Annotated in this window: 17 protein-coding genes; 11 read left to right on the forward strand and 6 right to left on the reverse strand. The window is 35.6% G+C overall.

Annotated features, from left to right (window positions below; all coding sequences use genetic code 11):
• Window positions 1-95: 95 nt before the first annotated feature.
• Window positions 96-380, reverse strand: coding sequence for a GNAT family N-acetyltransferase (locus ABWO08_RS05945; protein WP_353084347.1), 285 nt, complete (start codon window positions 378-380; stop codon window positions 96-98).
• A 107-nt stretch (window positions 381-487) separates the two neighbouring features.
• Between ABWO08_RS05945 and ABWO08_RS05950 the strand changes: the two genes are divergently transcribed.
• Entirely contained in the window at window positions 488-1153 is a 666-nt protein-coding gene (locus tag ABWO08_RS05950; RefSeq protein WP_353084280.1) for an alpha/beta hydrolase, read from the forward strand.
• Window positions 1154-1201: 48 nt separating this feature from the next.
• Window positions 1202-2095, forward strand: a complete 894-nt coding sequence (locus ABWO08_RS05955; protein WP_353084282.1) for a lytic transglycosylase domain-containing protein — start codon at window positions 1202-1204, stop codon at window positions 2093-2095.
• 87 nt (window positions 2096-2182) lie between these two features.
• Here the strand turns inward: ABWO08_RS05955 and ABWO08_RS05960 are convergent, their stop codons facing one another.
• Window positions 2183-2698 carry a DUF2892 domain-containing protein gene (locus ABWO08_RS05960; protein ID WP_353084284.1) on the reverse strand — a complete coding sequence of 172 codons (516 nt, stop codon included), beginning with the start codon at window positions 2696-2698 and terminating at the stop codon, window positions 2183-2185.
• A gap of 150 nt (window positions 2699-2848) precedes the next feature.
• On the opposite strand from ABWO08_RS05960, the gene rpmH reads away from it, so the two are divergent.
• The 4 genes from rpmH to ABWO08_RS05980 all read left to right on the forward strand — a co-directional run bounded on the left by rpmH (window position 2849) and on the right by ABWO08_RS05980 (window position 10388).
• Window positions 2849-3010: a 50S ribosomal protein L34 gene (gene rpmH, locus ABWO08_RS05965; protein WP_008464848.1), complete on the forward strand. Its 162-nt coding sequence runs from the start codon at window positions 2849-2851 to the stop codon at window positions 3008-3010.
• Window positions 3011-3215: 205 nt separating this feature from the next.
• Entirely contained in the window at window positions 3216-6068 is a 2853-nt protein-coding gene (carB, locus tag ABWO08_RS05970) for a carbamoyl-phosphate synthase large subunit (RefSeq protein ID WP_353084288.1), read from the forward strand.
• Between the two features lie 94 nt (window positions 6069-6162).
• Window positions 6163-8271: an ATP-dependent DNA helicase RecG gene (gene recG, locus ABWO08_RS05975; RefSeq protein WP_353084289.1), complete on the forward strand. Its 2109-nt coding sequence runs from the start codon at window positions 6163-6165 to the stop codon at window positions 8269-8271.
• A 26-nt stretch (window positions 8272-8297) separates the two neighbouring features.
• Window positions 8298-10388, forward strand: coding sequence for a M1 family metallopeptidase (locus ABWO08_RS05980; RefSeq protein WP_353084290.1), 2091 nt, complete (start codon window positions 8298-8300; stop codon window positions 10386-10388).
• A gap of 2 nt (window positions 10389-10390) precedes the next feature.
• Here the strand turns inward: ABWO08_RS05980 and ABWO08_RS05985 are convergent, their stop codons facing one another.
• Window positions 10391-10912: a DUF7935 family protein gene (locus ABWO08_RS05985; RefSeq protein WP_353084292.1), complete on the reverse strand. Its 522-nt coding sequence runs from the start codon at window positions 10910-10912 to the stop codon at window positions 10391-10393.
• Window positions 10913-11017: 105 nt separating this feature from the next.
• Between ABWO08_RS05985 and ABWO08_RS05990 the strand changes: the two genes are divergently transcribed.
• Together ABWO08_RS05990 and ABWO08_RS05995 are read left to right on the forward strand one after the other, a co-directional pair.
• Window positions 11018-13351, forward strand: a complete 2334-nt coding sequence (locus ABWO08_RS05990) for an ATP-dependent helicase (protein ID WP_353084294.1) — start codon at window positions 11018-11020, stop codon at window positions 13349-13351.
• Between the two features lie 45 nt (window positions 13352-13396).
• Window positions 13397-14017 carry an L-threonylcarbamoyladenylate synthase gene (locus ABWO08_RS05995; RefSeq protein ID WP_353084295.1) on the forward strand — a complete coding sequence of 207 codons (621 nt, stop codon included), beginning with the start codon at window positions 13397-13399 and terminating at the stop codon, window positions 14015-14017.
• A gap of 50 nt (window positions 14018-14067) precedes the next feature.
• Here ABWO08_RS05995 and ABWO08_RS06000 read toward each other — a convergent pair whose 3' ends face one another.
• From ABWO08_RS06000 to ABWO08_RS06010, 3 genes are all read right to left on the reverse strand, one after another.
• Window positions 14068-14898, reverse strand: a complete 831-nt coding sequence (locus ABWO08_RS06000; protein ID WP_353084297.1) for an OmpA/MotB family protein — start codon at window positions 14896-14898, stop codon at window positions 14068-14070.
• A gap of 84 nt (window positions 14899-14982) precedes the next feature.
• Window positions 14983-15969, reverse strand: coding sequence for a glycosyltransferase family 2 protein (locus tag ABWO08_RS06005; RefSeq protein ID WP_353084299.1), 987 nt, complete (start codon window positions 15967-15969; stop codon window positions 14983-14985).
• 5 nt (window positions 15970-15974) lie between these two features.
• Complete coding sequence (locus tag ABWO08_RS06010; protein WP_353084301.1) at window positions 15975-16421, reverse strand: type I restriction enzyme HsdR N-terminal domain-containing protein; 447 nt, start codon at window positions 16419-16421, stop codon at window positions 15975-15977.
• A 35-nt stretch (window positions 16422-16456) separates the two neighbouring features.
• Here ABWO08_RS06010 and holA point away from each other — a divergent pair, with 35 nt between their 5' ends.
• From holA to ettA, 3 genes are read left to right on the forward strand one after another with little or no spacing between them, the layout of a single operon-like run.
• On the forward strand, window positions 16457-17461 hold the full coding sequence (gene holA / locus ABWO08_RS06015) for a DNA polymerase III subunit delta (protein WP_353084302.1): 1005 nt from the start codon (window positions 16457-16459) through the stop codon (window positions 17459-17461).
• 60 nt (window positions 17462-17521) lie between these two features.
• A complete protein-coding gene (locus ABWO08_RS06020; RefSeq protein WP_353084304.1) occupies window positions 17522-17704 on the forward strand; it encodes a CAL67264 family membrane protein in 183 nt (60 codons plus the stop codon).
• Between the two features lie 18 nt (window positions 17705-17722).
• Window positions 17723-19411: an energy-dependent translational throttle protein EttA gene (gene ettA, locus ABWO08_RS06025; protein WP_353084305.1), complete on the forward strand. Its 1689-nt coding sequence runs from the start codon at window positions 17723-17725 to the stop codon at window positions 19409-19411.
• Window positions 19412-19429 lie beyond the last annotated feature (18 nt).

Here is a 19429-nt window from a genome sequence, read left to right on the forward strand (position 1 = left end):
TTGTAAATATAGAAAATACTAAATAAAAAATTCCAAACACCATTTATAAGGATACAAATGGCATTCGGAATTCAGATTTGGGATTTTTAAACGAATTATATTTTGATACCCGGAGGTAATAAGTCTTTGTAAGTTGGATTTTTTCTGAAGAAAAGCGCAATTTTCGGCAAAATAGGAACCACTTTTAGTTTGCGTTCGTATGCAATATCCATAACGTTTTTCAAGAAATTGGTAATTAATTCTTCATCAGAAAATCCCTCAGGAAGATTGATGCGCGTCAGAAAAATTTTCTTTTCTTGAAAGGAATATTCTAGGGAAAGCAATTTTCCATCCACCATAATCTCAAATTGACGAGCGAAGGTATTGTCTTTAATATCCATTTTTTCTGAAATTATTTCTGAGTTCAAATTCAATTCTATTTTAATTGATTAATTTTAGGCAAATTTCGGAATAATTAATGGATAAAACCACTGAAATAAGTTAAAATATGACAAAAATCCCAGTTTATTTTATGCCTGGCTTGGCGGCAAGTTCTTCAATTTTTGAACGAATTGTATTGCCAAGTGAGTCTTTCGAGGTTATTCTATTGGATTGGGTGCAACCTAAAAAGGATGAAACGCTAGTTTCTTATGCTCAGCGAATGGCTGAAAAAGTAGTTCATGAAAATGCTGTATTGGTTGGTGTTTCTTTTGGTGGAATTTTAGTGCAAGAAATGGCAGCTTTTTTAAACCTTAAAAAATTAATTATTATCTCAAGCGTGAAGACACGAGACGAAATGCCACGAAGAATAAAATTTGCCAAAATGACTAAAGCTTATAAGCTGCTTCCTACAAGTTTATTGAACAATGTGGAAAAATTAATCAAATACTCTTTTGGAAATGTGATCAATCAAAAGTTGAAATTATATGAAAAATTCCTACACTTGCGAAATAAAGAATATTTAGATTGGGCTATCGAGCAAGTGGTTTGTTGGGAGAGAAGTGTTCCGGATCCTAAGGTAATTCATATTCATGGCGATTTGGATGAGGTTTTTCCGGCCAAGAATATCAATTCTTTTATACCAATAAAAGGCGGAACACACATTATGATATTAAACCGTTTTAGATGGTTTAACCAATATTTACCAGATATTATTTTAAAACCAGAAATCTAATTTGTGGTTCCCTTTTTGTAATTTTGTTTCCTACTTAATAATTATTAAATGAATAAGAAATCGATTTTCGGAGCTTTATTATTGCTTGTGTTTTCAAGTGCTTTGTTTGTATTTGCACTTTCAAACGATGATAAAAAGAAATTGTTACACGAAGGAACGGCGCAATATTTTCCAACAGCAATCGATTTTGCTGGAGAGAAAGCACCGCTTCAAATTGCCGATGTACGAGAGCGACTAGATAGAGAATTGTTGGTTAATGCCAACTTACATTCGTCAACGATATTAATAATGAAGCGCGCCAATAGAGCCTTTCCAATCATAGAACCCATTTTAAAACAATATGGCGTGCCCGATGATTTTAAATATTTGGCAGTTATTGAAAGTGCGCTGACCAATGCCGTTTCTCCGTCGGGAGCAAAAGGCGTTTGGCAATTCATGCCCGATACCGCTAAAGAAAAAGGGATGGAAGTGAATGAAGGCGTGGATGAGCGCTATCATTTGCAAAAAGCAACCGAAGCGGCTTGTAAATATTTGGTTGCTGCCAAACAAAAATTCGGAAACTGGACCTTAGCTGCAGCATCTTATAATGGAGGAATGAATGGCGTAAATACCAAAATAGTTGAACAACAAGTAACCGATTATTATGATTTGCTTTTAACCGATGAAACTTCGAGGTATGTATTCCGAATATTGGCCTTAAAAGAAATCATGAAGCACCCTGAATTATATGGTTTCGAAGTAGATAAAAACGAAATGTATGATAACATTCCAACTAAAACCATTGAAGTAGATAGTTCCATAACAGATTTGGCGGTGTTTGCTAAGAAACAAGGAATTAATTATAAGATACTTAAAATCCACAATCCCTGGTTGCGTGATAAAAAACTATCCAACCCAACCAAAAAGAAATATGTGATTGAAATTCCAACTTCGGGATATTAATAAAAAAAGGGCTTTAAAGCCCTTTTTTTATTTCTTCCATCTTCCATCTTCCAACTTCCATCTTCTGTCTTCCGTCTTCCAACTCATTTATATTTTCTTCATTTGATCTTTCATCAACTTGATTTGATCTTTCAGCATTCCTTGCTTGTCTAATTTTTTAACCTCATTGATTAAGTTGGTTGCTTCTAGTTTTCTTCTTCTAGAAAGTGCCACACCAGCCAAGTTTAATTTGGCAACAGCCAAATCCATATCCATACTTAATCCCAATTCAATTGCTTTTTTAAAGTGTTTTTCAGCTTGAATTAAGTTGGTTTGAGACAACATCAACCCTTGAAGGTAGTTGTAATATCCTTGTTGTTTTCTTACTAAGGCCGTTTCTGGGTTCTTAATTTTCATCAACCATTTATTAGCTCCTTCAAAATTTTGCTTACGCAATTGCAAAAAAGCCATTAAAATGTATTCGTTTTTATAATATAGAAAAACAGGAACGATCGTTAATAAGATAAGAAAAATCCCGTTTCCTGTGTTGCTTTCTGTGAATTGCCATACCGAAGTTGTTAATAGAAGTACCGCAAGAACCAATTTGATATTTTTGTGAAACATAATTTATTTAATTTAGGTTACAAAGGTAATAAAAGGTTTTTAAAATATTTTTAAAAAACTACTTGCAAGTAATAAAAACCTTTGTATATTTGCACTCGGTTTTAAAAGAGCCTATCAAATAGATTAATATACGATTAAAGATAAAAAGCAATGAGCAAAAGAACGTTTCAACCATCGAAAAGAAAAAGAAGAAATAAACACGGATTTATGGACAGAATGGCTTCTGCAAATGGAAGAAAAGTCCTTGCTCGTCGTAGAGCTAAAGGAAGACATAAATTGACTGTTTCTAGCGAACCAAGACACAAAAAATAATGATTAAGAATTAATCAATATTAAGCCGTTACTTTTATTAGTAGCGGCTTTTTTTTAAACTTGTTTATAAAATTTAATAAGTTTTTGAAGCTATTTCCCGCTATCCGCTGCAATCTTTTTAATTTTAAAGAAAAATTTAAAAAGTATTTTCACTGCTATCGGGGCTAAGAAAAAATAACAACACAACAATTACAAATAAACTACAATGCCAAAAGACAACGCTATAAAATCCGTATTAATTATAGGTTCAGGTCCAATCGTAATCGGGCAAGCATGCGAATTTGATTACGCTGGTTCTCAGTCAGCTCGTTCCATCCGTGAAGAAGGAATAGAAGTAATCTTAATCAATTCCAATCCAGCAACCATAATGACCGATCCATCCATGGCCGATCATATATATTTGTTGCCACTTACAACCAAATCGATAATTCAAATATTAAAAGAGCACCCACAAATTGATGCTGTACTTCCAACTATGGGAGGCCAAACAGCCTTAAATCTTTGCTTGGAAGCCGATGAAAAAGGAATTTGGAAAGACTTTGGAGTAAAATTAATTGGAGTCGATGTAAATGCCATCAACATTACCGAAGACCGCGAACAATTTAAGCAATTGTTAGAACGAATAAATGTTCCTACTGCACCTGCAAAAACAGCCACTTCCTTCTTGCAAGGAAAAGAAATAGCACAAGAATTTGGTTTTCCATTAGTTATTCGTCCATCCTTTACTCTTGGTGGAACTGGAGCCGCTTTCGTGCATTCCAAAGAAGAATTTGACGAAAAACTAACCTACGGATTAGAAATGTCGCCAATTCACGAAGTCTTAATTGATAAGGCTTTGTTAGGTTGGAAAGAATACGAATTGGAACTTTTGCGGGATAAAAACGATAATGTAGTTATCATTTGTTCTATTGAAAATATGGATCCTATGGGAATCCACACCGGAGATTCAATTACGGTAGCGCCAGCAATGACATTATCGGATACGACCTTCCAAAAAATGCGTGATTATGCGATTTTGATGATGCGTTCCATCGGAAACTTTGCTGGAGGTTGTAACGTGCAATTCGCCGTTTCACCAGATGAAAAAGAAGATATTGTTGCCATCGAAATTAACCCTCGTGTGTCCCGTTCTTCTGCTTTAGCATCTAAAGCAACGGGTTATCCAATTGCTAAAATTGCATCCAAATTGGCTTTGGGGTATCATTTAGATGAACTGCAAAATCAAATTACAAAATCTACTTCGGCTTTATTTGAGCCAACTTTAGATTATGTGATCGTGAAAATTCCGCGTTGGAACTTCGATAAATTTGAAGGAGCCGACCGAACTTTAGGTCTTCAAATGAAATCGGTAGGAGAGGTAATGGGAATTGGGCGTTCGTTTCAAGAAGCTTTACACAAAGCAACCCAGTCGCTAGAAATTAAACGCAACGGACTAGGAGCAGACGGAAAAGGATATAAAAACTACGAACAAATTATAGAGAAACTAACCTACGCAAGTTGGGATCGTGTTTTTGTGATTTATGATGCCATTCAAATGGGAATTCCGTTGAGTAGAATTCATGAAATCACTAAAATCGACATGTGGTTCTTGAAACAATACGAAGAATTGTATTTGTTAGAAAGAGAAATCTCAACTTACAAATTAGATTCGTTACCAAAAGAATTATTACTAGAAGCCAAACAAAAAGGCTACGGCGATCGCCAAATAGCGCACATGTTGGGTTGTTTAGAAAGTCAGGTTTATAAACTGCGTCACGATCAAAACATAAACCGTGTTTATAAATTGGTTGATACCTGTGCGGCCGAATTTAAAGCGCAAACGCCTTATTATTACTCTACTTTCGAAGCCGATATTCAAACTCCTAACGGAGAACGATATGTGCACAATGAAAGTATCGTAACCGATAAAAAGAAAGTAGTTGTTTTAGGTTCGGGACCAAACCGAATTGGGCAAGGAATTGAGTTTGATTATTCCTGTGTTCACGGAGTTTTGGCTGCCAAAGAGTGTGGCTATGAAACCATCATGATTAATTGCAACCCAGAAACAGTTTCTACCGATTTTGATACGGCCGATAAATTGTATTTCGAGCCTGTTTTTTGGGAACACATTTACGACATCATTCAGCATGAAAAACCAGAAGGGGTGATTGTGCAATTAGGTGGTCAAACGGCTTTGAAATTGGCTGAAAAATTATCTAAATACGGAATCAAAATTCTAGGAACTTCATTCGATGCTCTAGATTTAGCTGAAGACAGAGGTCGTTTTTCTGAATTGTTAACCGAATTGGATATTCCATTCCCAAAATTCGGAATTGCAGAAAGTGCCGACGAAGCTTCAAAATTAGCAGATAGTTTAGACTTTCCATTATTAGTTCGTCCTTCGTATGTATTGGGTGGACAAGGAATGAAAATTGTAATCAACAAGCAAGAATTAGAAGAGCATGTAATTGATTTATTAAAGAGCATTCCTGGAAATAAATTATTGCTCGATCATTATTTAGATGGTGCTATTGAAGCCGAAGCCGATGCAATTTGCGACGGTGAAAATGTATACATCATCGGAATTATGGAGCACATTGAACCGTGCGGAATTCACTCAGGTGATTCTAATGCAACCTTGCCACCGTTTAATTTGGGTGAATTTGTAATGCAACAAATTAAAGACCACACCAAGAAAATTGCATTGGCCTTGCGTACCGTTGGTTTAATAAACATTCAGTTTGCTATAAAAGACGATATCGTTTATATTATTGAAGCCAATCCAAGAGCTTCAAGAACGGTTCCGTTTATTGCAAAAGCTTACGGTGAACCGTATGTGAATTATGCTACCAAAGTAATGTTGGGTGAAAAGAAAGTAACCGATTTTAAATTCAATCCACATTTAAAAGGATATGCAATTAAACAACCGGTATTCTCTTTTAGTAAGTTCCAAAATGTGAATAAAGCCCTAGGACCCGAAATGAAATCAACCGGCGAAAGCATCTTGTTTATTGAGGATTTAAAAGACGACCAATTCTATGAATTGTACTCCCGACGCAAAATGTATTTGAGTAAATAACAACAAAATCCCAAGTGAAAGCTTGGGATTTTTTTTATGAAATTACTGTAATTAAACTTATCTTCGCTTTTAGATAATTTCTTAGTTATTACCAATGTCTAATCAGCTGCTTCTAACTCCTATAGAATACTTAAAAGGAATTGGACCTTCGCGCGGAGAATTGCTGCGCAAGGAACTCAATATCCATAAGTATGGCGATTTGATGAATTTGTTTCCCAATCGCTATATAGATCGTACGCGGTATTATAAAATTAATGAACTTCAAAATACCACTGCCGAAGTTCAAGTAGTTGGTAAAATAATACATGTTAAAACGGTGGAGTTTGGTAAAAACCAAAAACGATTGGTAGCCACCTATACCGATGATACCGCCCAAATGGAACTCACCTGGTTTCAAGGGATCAAATGGATTCGGGAAAGTTTGAAGCTGAATGAAGTGTATGTGATTTTTGGAAAAACCTCCAATTATGGCGGGCAATTTTCTATGGCGCATCCCGAAATGGAATTGCTGGAAGAGCACAAAGCCAGTTTGCGAAGTGCCATGCAACCGGTGTATCCAAGCACCGAGAAATTAACCCAGCGCGGCATTACCAATAAGGTTATCAACAAGGCCATGCAGCAATTGTTTCTGGAAGTGAAAGGGCAGTTTATTGAAACCTTACCCAATTATCTGCTGGAACAGTTGCAACTCATTTCAAAAAATGAGGCCATGTTTAACATTCATTTCCCTAAAAGTCAGGACCTTTTGGCGAAAGCCCAATTCCGATTGAAATTTGAAGAATTGTTTTTCATTCAGTTGCAATTAATCACCAAAAATCTCATCCGAAAACATAAAATTAAAGGGCATTTATTTGATAAAGTAGGTACTAATTTCACCGATTTTTATTCCAATCATTTGCCATTTGAATTGACCAACGCCCAAAAACGCGTTATCAAAGAAATACGAAACGATATGGGTAGCAATGCCCAAATGAATCGGTTACTGCAAGGCGATGTGGGATCAGGCAAAACGATTGTGGCCTTGATGTGCATGCTTTTGGCAAAAGACAATGGGTTTCAAAGTTGCTTAATGGCACCAACCGAAATTTTAGCCAACCAACATTTTATCGGCTTGACCGAACTTGCCCAAGATTTAAACATAAGTATAAAACTCCTTACCGGATCAACTCCGGTTTCCGAGCGAAGAATTATTCACGAAGCTCTAGAAAACGGGACTTTAGATATTCTTATCGGAACACATGCATTGCTGGAAGATAAAGTAAAATTTCATAATTTGGGATTGGCCGTTATTGATGAGCAACACCGATTTGGTGTGGAGCAACGCTCTAAATTATGGCATAAAAACGATATTCCCCCGCATGTGTTAGTCATGACGGCAACACCAATTCCGAGAACCTTAGCAATGAGTTTGTATGGCGATTTGGATATTTCGGTGATAGATGAATTGCCTCCGGGAAGAAAAGCCATTCAAACGGTGCATCGCTATGACTCCAACCGATTGAAAGTATGGAAATTCCTTAAAGATGAAATCGCCAAAGGCCGTCAAGTGTATATTGTTTATCCATTAATAAACGAAAGTGCCACCCAAGATTATAAAGATCTAATGGACGGTTACGAGAGTATTTCAAGAGATTTTCCGTTACCGCAATACAGTATTTCTATTGTGCACGGTCAAATGAAACCCGCCGAAAAAGAAGCCGAAATGCAACGTTTTGTTTCCGGAAAAACTAATATAATGGTAGCAACCACCGTGATTGAGGTAGGGGTGAATGTACCCAATGCGAGTGTGATGGTGATTGAAAGTACCGAGCGATTTGGGTTGTCTCAATTGCATCAATTGCGCGGAAGGGTAGGTCGTGGCGCCGAACAAAGTTATTGCATTTTAATGACGGGATTTAAATTGGGTAACGACAGCAAAACCCGAATTGAAACAATGTGTAAAACCAACGACGGATTTGAAATAGCCGAAGTTGATTTGAAACTGCGTGGTCCGGGTGATATTATGGGCAAACAACAAAGTGGTGTTTTGAATTTGCAAATTGCTGATTTGGTAAAAGATAGAGCTATTTTAATGTTGGCTAGAGAACATGCTCTAAAATTGTTAAAAGACGATGCGGCTATGGCCAAACCCGAGCACCAAAAAATGAAAGCCATTTTCATGGAAATGAGCGCCAAGAAAAACATTTGGAATTACATTAGCTAACTGCTATTCCTCAATTTTAGTACTAAATGAATAAACTGATTTTCTTTTTACTTCCTTTTTTTTCGCTTGCGCAGCAAATTAGCAAAGTTGATTTTATCAAATGTAACGCTCTGGTAGCTCCTCATTTTGAGAATAAAACAATAGATGGAACGATTACCTATCAATTCAAAGTGCTTTCAGAAATCGATTCCATTCGAATAGATGCCAAAAACATGTATTTTTCGAATGTGACTATCAATGGAAATCCGGTTAATTATAAAAACAACAAGAACGAATTGGTTTTATTTGAAGGCTATAAAAAAGGAACTAATGAAGTTTCCTTTTTATATAAAGCTATGCCTAAGCAAACCCTGTATTTTGTAGGAATTGGTGAAGGCCAACAAATCTGGACGCAAGGGCAGGGCAAGTATACGAGCCATTGGTTGCCGAGTTTTGATGATGTGAATGAGAAAGTTGTTTTTAACATTTCGGTAAATTACGATGCTAATTTTGCAGTGGTCTCCAATGGAATTTATAAAGGAAGGGATTCTAAACAAAATGGAATTCCAAATTTCAACAATTCCACTTGGAATTTTGAAATGAAAAAACCAATGGCTTCTTATTTGGTGATGTTGGCCATAGGAAAATTTGAACACCAAACGGAAACTTCCAAATCGGGAATTGCTATTGAAAACTATTATAAACCAGTTGACGCCGATAAATACCAATATACTTATAAAGAATCTAAAACCATTTTTGATTACCTCGAAAAAGAAATTGGGGTGAAGTATCCTTGGAAAATTTACCGCCAAATTCCGGTTGAAGATTTTCTTTATGCCGGAATGGAGAATACAACTTCAACATTATTCGCTCAAGATTTTGTGGTGGATGAATCGGGTTTTAACGATCGAAATTATATTAATGTGAGTGCCCACGAATTGGCGCACCAATGGTTTGGCGACATGGTAACGGCAAAATCTGGTAAGCACCATTGGTTACAAGAAGGGTTTGCAACCTATTATGCCTTATTGGCTGAACGCGAAATTTTTGGCGAGGATTACTTTTATAATGCGCTATACCGAAATGCGTTACAACTCCGAAAAGCGGCAAAGACGGATACGATTCCTATTCTAAATGAGAAGGCGAGTTCATTTTCGTTTTATCAAAAAGGAGCTTGGGCCTTGCATGTCATTCGGGAAGCAATTGGGAAAGAAGCGTTTCAAAAAGCGGTAAAGAAATATTTAAAAAAGCACCAATTTAAAAATGTGGAAACGGCTGATTTCTTGAGTGAAATTGCTGCGGTTTCTGACTTTGATATTGTAAAATTTCAAAAAGAATGGCTTGAGGAGTATCGTTTTCAAACCGATCAAGCCAACGCGTTGTTAAAGAAAAATGAAAGCATCCGAATGCTATTTGAAATTCAAGCACAAAAAAGCAAATCCTTTAAAGACAAAGAACCCTTTTTCTCAGAGGTCATGAAATCGAATGCCTTTTATGGATTGAAAAAAGAAATTATAAATCAAATTGAAGCCGTTCCTTTTAATGAAAAAGAAGCATTGTTGCGATTAGCAATGCAAACCAATGAGGTGGAAGTGCGGCAATCGGTAGCGGAAACAGTTGCAACTATTCCGGGTTCCTTTTTAACCGAATACGAATCGTTATTGCTAGATAATTCTTATGATACAAAAGAAGTAGCTTTTGTGAATTTGTATAAAAATTATCCCGAAAAAAGAGCCAATTATTTGGAACTGGCTAAAAATTGGTTGGGTAAAAACGATAAAGGATTGCGAATTTTATTTCTTTCGTATTACATAGATTTCAATTATTCCACTGCCAATTCAGCGCAATATTCACAGTATTTTTATGAGTTGTTGGAGTACACTTCGCCTAAGTTTGAAAGTAACGTTCGGCAAAATGCCTTTGAAAGTACGTTGTTTATGGAGCCCAAAAATAATAAAGTGCTAAAAAACTTAGTCAATGCAATGATTCATCCTAAATGGCAATTGGTAAAGTATGCACGCGATACCATTCGTACTTTATTGAAAAAAGAAGGATATCGAGAATTATTTAGTTCCTATTTTAATGATTTGCCCGAACTAGAAAAAATTCAGTTGCAGCGTTTGTTGGATGAAAAGTAATTTTACAAAAACTCTTTTACTTCTGATTTTAAGTATCCTAAAGCCAAATTATTTACCGATTCTCCTTCTAGAGAATTAGTAATTATAGCTTCTCTTAATTCTTTGGAGTTGGTATTAGCTGCGTCTAAAGTTGCTTTTCTAATATTTTGAATGGTGGTGTTTTTTGCAGAAATGAGCATTGTCCAACATTCATCCGAAACATAAATTTGTTGGGTTAAATTGTGATCAAATTCTTGTTCGATATTTTGAATAAGTAAATTTTGATATGCTAATTTGTCCTCTGAAAGTGGCGCAATTCGCAATACTAATTTTGTTGAATTGATGCGTTCTAATAAAAGTGACAATCTTTCATACGCCTGAAGTTTTATTGGTAACGCTTGTTTTTGGTTTTCTTTTTGAAGTGCAAAACGTCTTTTATTGTCTTCGTTTTGCGTATGCATTTGAAAAAAATAATAAGCTACAGCTCCAGTTATTAAAGCAGGAAGTGTGTAAAAAGCCAATTCAATAATTTTATCAGTATTCATTTTTTATTTGTATATTAATTGTTGACAAATATAAAGAATTAACCTTAAAAATATATTGTAATTAAGGAGTAGTAAGCTTAAATTTGAAGATTCAAAAAAGTTAGAATGCAAAAATATATTAATCAGCTTAATGAGGCGCAGCAAGAACCGGTTTTACAAAAAGACGGTCCGATGATTATTATTGCGGGTGCAGGATCAGGTAAAACCCGGGTGCTTACCATGCGTATTGCTTATTTAATGAGTTTGGGCGTAGATGCGTTTAATATTTTGGCATTGACTTTTACCAACAAAGCGGCGCGCGAAATGAAAAAGCGTATTTCCGATATTGTGGGTTCTAACGACGCCAAGAACTTATGGATGGGAACATTTCACTCTGTTTTTGCACGAATTCTACGAAGTGAAGCCGATAAGTTGGGTTTTCCTTCCAATTTTACTATTTATGACACCCAAGATTCGGTGCGTTGTATATTTGGAATTATCAAAGAAATGCAATTGGATAAAGATGTTTACAAACCCAAACAAGTTTTAAGCAGGATTTCCTCTTACAAAAATTCCTTGATAACGGTAAAAGCGTACATGAATAATCCCGAGTTGCAGGAGCAAGATGCCATGTCAAAAAAGCCGCGATTGGGCGAGATTTATGCTAATTATGTAGACCGTTGTTTTAAATCGGGGGCAATGGATTTTGATGATTTATTATTGAAAACCAACGAATTGCTGAACCGATTTCCTGATGTTTTAGCAAAATACCAAGACCGTTTTAGATACATTATGGTGGATGAGTACCAAGATACCAACCATTCGCAATATTTAATTGTTAGAGCTTTGTCTGATCGATTTCAAAATATATGTGTTGTTGGAGATGACGCGCAAAGTATCTATGCTTTTCGTGGTGCGAACATCAATAATATTTTGAATTTCCAAAAAGATTATGATAATGTAAAAATGTATCGATTGGAGCAAAACTACCGTTCTACCAAGAATATTGTAGAAGCAGCCAATTCGATTATTGATAAAAACAAAGTCAAGCTGGACAAAGTGGTTTGGACGGCTAATGATAATGGTCCCAAAATCAAAGTCCACCGCAGTGTAACCGATGGTGAAGAAGGACGTTTTGTTGCCGGGGAGATATTTGAACAAAAAATGCGGAACCAAATGCACAATGGCCAATTTGCCATTTTGTACCGTACCAATGCGCAATCACGTGCTATGGAAGATGCCTTGCGCAAGCGCGATATTCCGTATCGAATTTATGGTGGTTTGTCATTTTACCAAAGAAAAGAGGTAAAAGATATTTTGTGCTATTTGCGATTGGTGATAAATCCTAAAGATGAAGAAGCACTTGTTCGAGTGATTAATTATCCTGCTCGAGGAATTGGGGATACTACCGTTGAGAAACTAACGGTAGCGGCCAATCATTACAAGCGTTCTATATTTGAAGTAATGGAGCATATTGATAAAATCGATTTGAAATTAAACTCGGGTACCAAAGCCAAATTGCAGGATTTTGTTACCATGATTAAGAGCTTTCAAGTGATTAATGAAACGCAAGATGCCTTGTTTTTAACGGATCATGTAACTAAGAAAACCGGATTTATTCAGGAGTTGAAAAAAGACGGTACACCAGAAGGAATTGCTCGAATTGAAAATATTGAGGTATTACTGGGTGGTATTAAAGATTTTATTGAAGGGCAAAAAGAAATTGATGGCGCTCGAGGTGCATTATCCGAATTTTTGGAAGATGTTGCCTTGGCAACCGATTTAGATAACGATACCGGAGATGACGACCGTGTGGCATTAATGACCATTCACCTTGCGAAAGGATTGGAGTTTCCTTATGTTTTTATTGTGGGAATGGAGGAAGATTTATTTCCGAGTGCCATGAGTTTAAACACCCGAAGCGAACTTGAAGAAGAGCGCCGATTGTTTTATGTAGCCTTAACTCGAGCCGAGCATCAGGCGTATTTAACCTATGCGCAGTCGCGTTACCGCTGGGGTAAACTTACAGATAGCGAGCCTTCTCGTTTCATTGAAGAAATTAAAGAGGATTATTTGGAATATATAAATCCTGCTGATGCAGGAGGGTATCGCTATAAACCAATGATGGATATTGATATTTTTGGCGACATTGATAAATCAAAGTTGCGTTTAGCAAAACCTGTTGCAGGAACGCCGCCCAAAAAATATGGCGATGAGCCAACTCCAGCTTCTGCAATTCGAAAATTAAAACCAATTGGAAAAGAAAATGCAGGGTCGAATTCGAATCTGTTTGATAATAAATTGGTTGTTGGAAACATTGTAATGCACGAACGCTTTGGAAAAGGAGAAATCATCAACCTGGAAGGAGTAGGTGCCGATAAAAAAGCAGAAATCCGATTTGAAGTGGGAGGAATCAAGAAATTATTATTGCGTTTCGCCAAACTCGACGTGATTGGATAATAGTTTCAAAAGGTAAATTTTAACCTTAAACTTTAAACTAAAAAAATGGCCCAACTATTAAAAATATACGAAGACAATCCCAATGAAGCTGCAATTAAAAAAGTAGTGGAGGTATTGAAAAATGGTGGGTTGATAATTTATCCTACCGATACGGTTTATGGCTTGGGTTGTGATATTACCAATGTGAAAGCGGTTGAAAAAGTAGCCAAAATAAAAGGAATCAAATTAGAAAAAGCTAATCTTTCGTTTATTTGCTCCGACTTGAGTCATATCTCCGATTATGTAAAACAAATCGACACCGCTACATTTAAATTACTTAAAAGAGCTTTGCCTGGTCCGTATACTTTTATTCTTCCGGGGAATTCTAATCTTCCTAAAGTGTTTAAAAACAAGAAAACTGTCGGAATTAGAGTTCCAGATAATAATATTATCCGTGCTATTGTTAAAGAATTAGGGAATCCGATTATTTCCACTTCTATTCATGATGAAGATGAGGTTTTGGAATATTCTACCGATCCCGAATTGATTTTTGAAAAATGGCAAAACCAAATCGAATTGGTTATTGATGGTGGTTATGGCGATAATGTTCCATCTACAATTATTGATTTATCTGGGAATGAACCAGAAGTTATCCGAGAAGGAAAAGGTGATTTAGCTATTTTATAGCATAAAAAAAACCTTGAGAAATCAAGGTTTTTTTTATTTGAATTACAATGTTATTGTTTTTTCATTTCTTTTTCGATCATTTCGTAGAACTCATCAATTTTTGGTAAAACTACAATTCGTGTTCTTCTGTTTGTTGCACGATTTTCAGCAGTTTTATTTTCTACTAACGGAATGAATTCTCCTCGACCTGCAGCAATTAATTGCGATGGTTTAACACCTAAGTCTTTAGTTAACACTCTTACAATTGCAGTAGATCTTTTCACACTTAAATCCCAGTTGTCAATTAAAACCGAGTTTCCTGTAAACGGAACATTGTCTGTGTGACCTTCAACCATGCACTCAAAAGTTGGTTTGTCGTTAATTACTTTAGCAACTTTCGCCAATACATCTTTAGCTTTATCGCTCACAACATAACTTCCGCTTTTGAATAATAATTTATCAGCAATAGAAATAAATACTACTCCTTTTTCAACGTTTATATTAATGTCTGGATCAGAAATTCCAACCGAACCTTTTAAACTAGTAACTAAAGCAAGTGTTACGCTATCTTTTCTAGTTAATGCATCTTGCATTCTAGAAATTTTCAGGTCTTTTTCTTTAATTGTTTCTAATGCTTTTTCTATGTTTTGAGCACCTTGTTTAGTTAACGTAGTCATGTTACCTACATTGTTAATTAACTCAGTGTTATTTTTCTTTAAGTATTCATTTTGCTGACTTAATGACTCTTTTTCAGTAAGACACAAATTAAGTTTTACAGTAGTTGAGTTCAATAAATCTTTACACTCTTTGTTTTGTTTTTCTAATTCGGCTATTTTCTTTTTAGTTCCGCAAGAAGTTAAAGTTAACCCTGCAAATAAAATTAAATAAAGTGCTTTTCTCATGGTGATATTTTTTTTACAATTACAAAATTACAAATTCTTGTGGTTATATTCTGAATAATAACCTAATTTATTGTTAACGAAGTGTTAGAAATACTGTTTTTTGGAAACAAAGTAATTAAATACAATGCTTTTCGTGTGAAAATAGTTTTCCTTTTGTATGGTCCCTCGTTTTTTTAAGGTGTAGTTTATTAAATGATAGAAGTAGAAATGGGCTTTTAGGATAGCAAAGCAATGGGCAAATTTCCCTTTAAAAATAAACTGAACTCCGGCAATTCCATCCAAAGTCAAACGCATGAATAGGATAGGTACCAATTGGTTGCTTGGCAAATTCTTCAACAACATCAATAAAGAATTTCTATAATTTAAAAATGTTTTTTTAGGATTCGATTGATTCAAAGTTGCCCCTCCAACATGATACACGACTGATTTACTCGTATATTTTGCTGAGTATCCCAAATTAAAAGCGCGCCAACACAAATCGATTTCTTCTTGGTGTGCAAAGAAATCAGGGTCAAAGCCATTTAGTTTTCTAAAAATTTCTTTTCGGATAAAAAAACACGCGCCACTTGCCCAAAATATTTCAGTTTCATCGTCGTATTGGTGGTTGTCTTTTTCAATGGTATCAAATATTCTCCCACGGCAATACGGATAGCCATAACTGTCAATATAACCTCCGGCAGCTCCTGCGTATTCAAAGTAATCTTTGTTTTTGTAATCTAAAATTTTGGGTTGGATGATTCCGATGATTGGTTCGTTATCAAAAAGAGATACGATTGGGCTAAGCCAATTTTCGGTAACTTCAATATCCGAATTTACTAGAGCATAATACGGTTCTTCAATAGTTTGCAGGGCAACATTATAGCCCATTGCAAACCCAAAATTTCCTTCATTTTGAATTATTTTAACCGATGGAAATTGCTCCTTAATCACTGCAATCGAATTGTCGGTGGAAGCATTATCCGCCACATAAATGTTCGCTTCATCCGAATAAGCTACCACCGAAGGTAAAAATTGCTCTAGCAATTTAGCTCCGTTCCAATTTAAAATAACAACTGCAATTTTTTTATCCATTGAATCTATTCTCCAAAATTTGGTAATTCTTCGAGAAAAACATATTTCTCGTTTTCAAAATCTATTTTGCAAAAGTAATGATTTAGTCCGTTGCTTACCATTAAGTATTTTGCATTTAAAACTAAATTATAACGCGCAATCTGATCAAATGTTTGCTGCGTTATTTTTACTTCGGGCGCTTTGCATTCAATTAGTAAAAACAATTCACCGTTGGGTTGGTAAACCACAATGTCGTAGCGTTTATTTAATTCGTTGACTTTTATTAATTTTTCAATATTGATGTACGATTTTGGATAATTTTTATCCTGAAGTAAATACTGCACTACATGTTGACGCACCCATTCTTCGGGAGTAAGAAGAATAAATTTTTTACGAATTTCATCGAAGATGGCAATTTTATTTTCACTATTTTTGAAGCGAAACGAATACGATGGAAATTGTAGTTTTTGCATAATGCAAAAGTAAGAATTTTAGAGAACAGATAAAAATGGATGAAGTTTTAAAAATCATTAACGACCTAAAAGCGGGAACTATCAAGCCTATTTATTTTTTAATGGGTGAGGAGCCGTATTATATTGATAAATTAACCAAATATATTGAAAACAACATTTTAGGTGAAGACGAAAAAGGGTTCAATCAAACAGTGATTTATGGTCGCGATGCTACAATTGAAGATATCGTTTCCAATGCAAAACGCTACCCAATGATGGCTGAGCGTCAAGTTGTGGTGGTTCGTGAAGCCCAAGAGTTATCTCGAACAATTGATAAACTAGAAAGTTATGCCGAAAATCCACAACCAACAACAGTTTTAGTTGTGGCTTATAAATATAAAACCCTCGATAAAAGAAAGAAATTAGTAAAATTGATTGCTAAAAATGGGGTTTTATTTGAAAGTAAAAAATTATACGAAAATCAGGTTGGGACCTGGATTCAGCGGTTATTGCAAGGTAGAGGATATGCAATAGAACCTAAAGCGAATGCCATGCTGGTGGAGTTTTTAGGAAATGATTTGAGCAGAATTAGCAATGAATTGGATAAACTTCAAATTATTTTGCCGAAAGGCCATACCATCACTCCAAAAGATATTGAATACAATATTGGTTTCAGCAAAGATTTTAATGTATTCGAATTGCAAAATGCTATTGGGTCTAAAGACCAATTGAAAGCCTATAAGATTGCTCAATATTTTGCTGATAATCCAAAAGACAATCCTTTAGTGGTTACCGTGAGTTTGGTATTTGGTTTTTTTGTGAAAATTTTAAAATACCACGGATTGAAAGATAAAGATCCTAGAGCAGCGGCTCCGGTGCTTGGTGTGAATCCTTTTTTTATGAAGGATTATGAAATAGCGCTTCGAAATTATCCAATGAAAAAGGTAAGTAGCATTGTGGCATCCTTGCGCGAAATAGATGTTAAAAGCAAAGGGGTTGGCGCTAATTCCTTATCCAATCATGATTTACTTAAAGAAATGTTGGTGAAAATTTTTGCTTAATTATTTAGAGCAAAAATTTAAAATAACGATATTTGTGCACCTCAAATTAAATATTAAACTATGGGAATGAATAAAAATACTGTTTTAGGATGGGCCACCTTTATTATGATCATAATGGGTCTTATTTTAATTGGACTAGGAGTTTATAAATATGCCGATGTGGCTGGTTGGGGATTTGGCGCTGTTGGCGTTGGTTTCTTGGCGAATGCATGGGTGTTTAATGCGTTAAAAGGAAGAGTATAATAATATAAAATCAATAAAATGTCAGATGATAAAAAGGTGATTTTCTCAATGCAAAAATTGAGTAAATCCTACCAAGGAAGTGATAAACAAGTTTTAAAAAATATCTATTTGAGTTTCTTTTATGGAGCTAAAATTGGTATCCTGGGATTGAATGGTTCTGGTAAATCTTCTTTGCTTAAAATTATTGCAGGAGTAGATAAAAATTACCAAGGCGATGTGGTTTTTCAACCGGGATATACTGTTGGGTATTTAGAGCAAGAGCCACAATTAGACGAAACTAAAACTGTAATTGAAGTTGTTCGTGAAGGAGTTGCCGAAACGGTAGCCATTTTGGACGAATTCAATAAAATCAACGACATGTTTGGTTTGCCTGAAGTGTATGAAGATGCAGATAAAATGCAAAAATTGATGGATCGTCAAGCGGATTTGCAAGATAAAATTGATGCAACGGGCGCTTGGGAACTGGATACCAAACTAGAAATTGCCATGGATGCGTTGCGAACTCCGGATGGAGATATGCCAATAAATGTATTGTCTGGTGGGGAGAAACGTAGAGTAGCATTGTGTAGATTGTTATTACAACAGCCGGATGTATTGTTGTTAGATGAGCCTACCAACCACTTGGATGCAGAAAGCGTTCTTTGGCTTGAGCAACATTTATCGCAATATGCAGGAACTGTTATTGCGGTAACACACGACAGGTATTTCTTAGATAATGTAGCAGGTTGGATTTTAGAATTGGATCGAGGAGAAGGTATTCCATGGAAAGGAAATTATTCTTCTTGGTTGGATCAAAAATCGAAACGAATGGAACAGGAAGAGAAAGTAGCTTCCAAAAGAAGAAAAACATTAGAGCGTGAGTTGGATTGGGTACGTCAAGGAGCGAAAGGAAGACAAACCAAACAAAAAGCACGTTTACAGAATTATGATAAATTATTAAATGAAGATCAGAAAGAATTAGATGAAAAATTAGAAATCTACATTCCGAATGGACCTCGTTTAGGAACAAATGTGATTGAAGCAAAAGGAGTTGCTAAAGCTTTTGGCGACAAATTATTATACGATGATTTGAATTTTACGCTACCACAAGCTGGAATTGTTGGAATTATTGGGCCAAACGGTGCCGGTAAATCAACTATCTTCAGAATGATCATGAAAGAACAAGAGCCAGATGGCGGAGAGTTCACAATTGGGGAAACCGTTAAGATTGCTTATGTAGATCAGTCGCATTCTAATATTGATCCTAATAAATCTATTTGGGAAAACTTTTGTGACGGACAAGAATTAATCATGATGGGTGGCCGTCAGGTGAATTCAAGAGCGTATTTGTCTCGTTTTAATTTTGGTGGAAGCGAGCAAAACAAAAAAGTAGCTGCTTTATCTGGAGGTGAACGAAACCGTCTTCACTTGGCCATGACTTTAAAGGAAGAAGGAAACGTACTTTTACTGGATGAGCCTACCAATGATTTAGATATCAATACCCTTAGAGCATTAGAAGAAGGTTTAGAGAATTTTGCGGGTTGTGCTGTAGTTATTTCGCACGACAGGTGGTTCTTGGATCGAATTTGCACGCACATTCTTGCTTTTGAAGGCGATTCGCAAGTGTATTGTTTTGAAGGAGGATTTTCTGAATATGAAGAAAATAAACGCAAGCGTTTAGGGGATGTAAATCCAACTCGTATTAAATACAAAAAATTAATTCGATAAGTATATAAATAAAAAACG

This window comes from Flavobacterium sp. (genome assembly GCF_040383245.1).
Taxonomy (GTDB): Bacteria; Bacteroidota; Bacteroidia; order Flavobacteriales; family Flavobacteriaceae; genus Flavobacterium.

Coding starts and splice junctions, on each gene's coding strand:
- ABWO08_RS05945 (WP_353084347.1), bottom strand. CDS start 380: ATGGATATTAAAGACAATACCTTCGCTCGTCAATTTGAGATTATGGTG.
- ABWO08_RS05950 (WP_353084280.1), top strand. CDS start 488: ATGACAAAAATCCCAGTTTATTTTATGCCTGGCTTGGCGGCAAGTTCT.
- ABWO08_RS05955 (WP_353084282.1), top strand. CDS start 1,202: ATGAATAAGAAATCGATTTTCGGAGCTTTATTATTGCTTGTGTTTTCA.
- ABWO08_RS05960 (WP_353084284.1), bottom strand. CDS start 2,698: ATGTTTCACAAAAATATCAAATTGGTTCTTGCGGTACTTCTATTAACA.
- rpmH (WP_008464848.1), top strand. CDS start 2,849: ATGAGCAAAAGAACGTTTCAACCATCGAAAAGAAAAAGAAGAAATAAA.
- carB (WP_353084288.1), top strand. CDS start 3,216: ATGCCAAAAGACAACGCTATAAAATCCGTATTAATTATAGGTTCAGGT.
- recG (WP_353084289.1), top strand. CDS start 6,163: ATGTCTAATCAGCTGCTTCTAACTCCTATAGAATACTTAAAAGGAATT.
- ABWO08_RS05980 (WP_353084290.1), top strand. CDS start 8,298: ATGAATAAACTGATTTTCTTTTTACTTCCTTTTTTTTCGCTTGCGCAG.
- ABWO08_RS05985 (WP_353084292.1), bottom strand. CDS start 10,912: ATGAATACTGATAAAATTATTGAATTGGCTTTTTACACACTTCCTGCT.
- ABWO08_RS05990 (WP_353084294.1), top strand. CDS start 11,018: ATGCAAAAATATATTAATCAGCTTAATGAGGCGCAGCAAGAACCGGTT.
- ABWO08_RS05995 (WP_353084295.1), top strand. CDS start 13,397: ATGGCCCAACTATTAAAAATATACGAAGACAATCCCAATGAAGCTGCA.
- ABWO08_RS06000 (WP_353084297.1), bottom strand. CDS start 14,898: ATGAGAAAAGCACTTTATTTAATTTTATTTGCAGGGTTAACTTTAACT.
- ABWO08_RS06005 (WP_353084299.1), bottom strand. CDS start 15,969: ATGGATAAAAAAATTGCAGTTGTTATTTTAAATTGGAACGGAGCTAAA.
- ABWO08_RS06010 (WP_353084301.1), bottom strand. CDS start 16,421: ATGCAAAAACTACAATTTCCATCGTATTCGTTTCGCTTCAAAAATAGT.
- holA (WP_353084302.1), top strand. CDS start 16,457: ATGGATGAAGTTTTAAAAATCATTAACGACCTAAAAGCGGGAACTATC.
- ABWO08_RS06020 (WP_353084304.1), top strand. CDS start 17,522: ATGGGAATGAATAAAAATACTGTTTTAGGATGGGCCACCTTTATTATG.
- ettA (WP_353084305.1), top strand. CDS start 17,723: ATGTCAGATGATAAAAAGGTGATTTTCTCAATGCAAAAATTGAGTAAA.